Genomic DNA, 2,832 nt, shown 5'->3' with positions numbered 1-2,832 from the left:
AAGCACCACGCCCCCGGCGCCCCGCCCGGATCCGCAGCCCGCCTCGTAAGGAGACACGCCCACCATGGCCATGGGAAAGACGCCCGGCTCGGGCGACGACGAGGTGGAGGGCGCGGGCTTCGCGGAGATCAACATCACGCCGCTGACGGACGTGATGCTCGTGCTGCTCATCATCTTCATGGTGACCAGCTCGGTCATCACCCAGCAGGGCCCGGGCGGCGGTGCCAAGGCGGGCCTCAAGGTGAACCTGCCCAAGGGCGGCGCCGCGGACGTCACTGCGCGCACCACGGACCTGTCCGTGGCGGTGCTGGCGGACGGCCGCTTCGTGCTCGCGGGCAACGTCGTCGCGGAGGCCGAGCTGAAGCAGGCCTTCGACAACGCGAAGAACCAGAACCCCGACACCGTGGTGATTGTCCAGGCGGACGAAGGCGTCCCCCACGGCACCGTGGTGCAGGTGATGGAGCTGGCGAAGAAGGCCGGCCTCGCGCAGCTCGCCATCGGCGTGCGCGAAGGCGACTAGGCGCAGGCCCGAAAAGGAAAAGGCCCCCCGGCGCGTCACGTGCCGGAGGGCCTTCTTCATTTCAGGACTTCAGATTCCGCTTCAGACGCCGCCGAACGCCGCGTCGGTGATGTCCACCGGGGACGTGTCCTCGGTGGCGATGAGGCGCGCGGCGTACTCCACGTTGGGCAGCACGTTGCGCGCGTACCACAGGGCGCTGAACTTCTTGCCCTCGTAGAACGCCTTGTCCGGGTGGTCGGCGGCCACGTTGGCGGCGGCCTTCTCCGCGATGACGGCCGCGTCCAGCAGCAGCCAGCCCACGGCGACCTCCGACATCATGTTGAGGAAGCGGTTGGCGGACAGGGGGATGAGCGGGAAGCGGCCCTGGTCCTGCGACCAGCCGAACAGCGCCATCGCGCTGGACATCAGGCCTTCCTGCGCGCCGGCCAGCGTCTTCACGGCCTCGCCCAGCACCGGGTGCTCGCGGTGCGCTTCCACGAAGCTGCCCACGTCACCCATGAACTGCTGGAAGTGCGCGCCGCCCGCCTGGCCCATCTTGCGGCCCACCAGGTCCATGGCCTGGATGTGGTTGGTGCCCTCGTAGATGGAGAAGATCTTCGAGTCGCGCGTGTACTGCTCCACCGGGTAGTCCTGGATGTAGCCGGCGCCGCCGTACACCTGGATGGCCTGCGCGCAGAGGCGGAAGGCCTGATCAGAGCCGTAGGACTTCACCAGCGGCGTCAGCACCTCCACCTGACCCTTGTGGTAGGTGGCCGCGTCGTCGTCCTTGCCCGCCAGCTGCTTCGCCTTGTCCAGGTGCATGGCCAGCTTGATGACCAGCGCGCGGATGCCTTCCACGTGCGCCTTGATGTCCAGCAGCATGCGGCGGACGTCCGGGTGCTCGATGATGGAGGCGCGCGGCGCGGACGGGTCCTTCCACTTGGTGAAGTGGGAGCCCTGCTTGCGGTCCTTCGCGTAGTCGAGCGCGTTGTAGTACGCGGCCGACGCCAGGCTCACGCCCTGGATGCCCACGGCGATGCGCGCGCCGTTCATCATCTTGAACATCTGGCTCATGCCCACATGCTCGACCGTGCCCACGAGCTCGCCCAGACAGCCGTCGTTCTCACCGAAGTTGAGGACACAGGTTGCCGAGCCGTTGATGCCCATCTTGTGCTCGATGGACGCCACGGTGACGTCGTTGGACTGACCGGAGGAACCGTCCTCGTTGATGCGCAGCTTGGGGACGATGAACAGCGACAGGCCCTTGGTGCCCACCGGCGCGCCGTCAATGCGCGCGAGCACCAGGTGGATGATGTTCCCGGCCATGTCATGGTCGCCGCCGGAGATGAAGATCTTCGTGCCCTTGATGCTGTAGGTGCCGTCCCCGTTGCGCTTCGCGGTGGACTTGGCGGCGCCCACGTCGGAGCCGGCGTGCGGCTCGGTGAGGCACATGGTGCCGCCCCACGTGCCGTTGAGCATGCGCTCCACGAACTGCTTCTGCTGCGCGGGCGTGCCGCACTCGGCGACAACTTCCGCCGCGCCGAACGCCAGGCCCGGGTACATGTTGAAGGCCGTGTTGGCGCCGGAGAGGATCTCCTCCACCGTCACCTGGAGCATCATCGGCGCGCCCTGGCCGCCGTGGTCCGGGCTCACCGCCACCGTCTTGAAGCCCTGCTCGTAGAGCTTGTTCCAGGCGTCCTTGAAGCCCTTGGGCGTGAAGACGGAGCCGTTCTCCACCCGGCAGCCCTCGCGGTCGCCCACCGAGTTGAGGGGCCCCAGCACCTCGCGCGCGAAGCGGTACGTCTCCGTGAGGACCGCCTTCGCCTCGTCCGGGCCCCAGGCGTCGTAGGGGGCCGTGCCCGCCACCTGGCCGAAGCCGAACTGCTCGAACAGCGTGAAGAAGATCTCTCGAAGGTCGGTCTTGTAGGTGTTGATGCCGGCGGACATGGCCACTCCTGCGTAGGGGCTCGCTGCCTGCCTGCTTCCCGCAGGGCGGGAAAAAGTAAGGGTCAGCGGCCCATGTGACGCAAGAAGTGTGGCGTCGACTGATTTTTGAGTCAACCCAAGATGACACCCCGCGTTGACGAGCGGTCGAAGCCGCCCTTCTGGAACGCGGGAATTCGCCTTGGAACGCCCCTGGAAAGCCTACTTCTTGGCCTTCTTCGCGGCAGGGAGGGACGCCGTCTTGGCGGCGGGCTTCTCCCGGGGCGCGGTCTTCTTGGACGAGGCGCCGTTGCGGGGCTCGTCCGCCTCCTCGTCGTCGTCCTCGTCGTCCTCGTCCCGGTCGCGCTCCGGGGCGGCGGGCGCCGGGGCGCTGGTGGCGGCCTCCGGGG

General features: G+C 67.9%; 2 protein-coding genes and 1 pseudogene. 1 reads left to right on the top strand and 2 read right to left on the bottom strand.

What is annotated here, in order from left to right; genetic code table 11:
- Nucleotides 1–64 precede the first annotated feature (64 nt).
- Nucleotides 65–520, top strand: coding sequence for a biopolymer transporter ExbD (locus tag D7X99_RS41645; RefSeq protein ID WP_120565608.1), 456 nt, complete (start codon nt 65–67; stop codon nt 518–520).
- 81 nt (nt 521–601) lie between these two features.
- Here D7X99_RS41645 and D7X99_RS41640 read toward each other — a convergent pair whose 3' ends face one another.
- Nucleotides 602–2,446: an acyl-CoA dehydrogenase gene (locus tag D7X99_RS41640; RefSeq protein ID WP_120599337.1), complete on the bottom strand. Its 1,845-nt coding sequence runs from the start codon at nt 2,444–2,446 to the stop codon at nt 602–604.
- Between the two features lie 198 nt (nt 2,447–2,644).
- Nucleotides 2,645–2,832: pseudogene (locus D7X99_RS44140) on the bottom strand (acyl dehydratase); the annotation flags it as partial.

The organism is Corallococcus sp. AB032C (assembly GCF_003668935.1).
Lineage (GTDB): Bacteria > Myxococcota > Myxococcia > Myxococcales > Myxococcaceae > Corallococcus > Corallococcus exiguus.
This window is presented reverse-complemented; position numbering and strand designations above follow the sequence as displayed.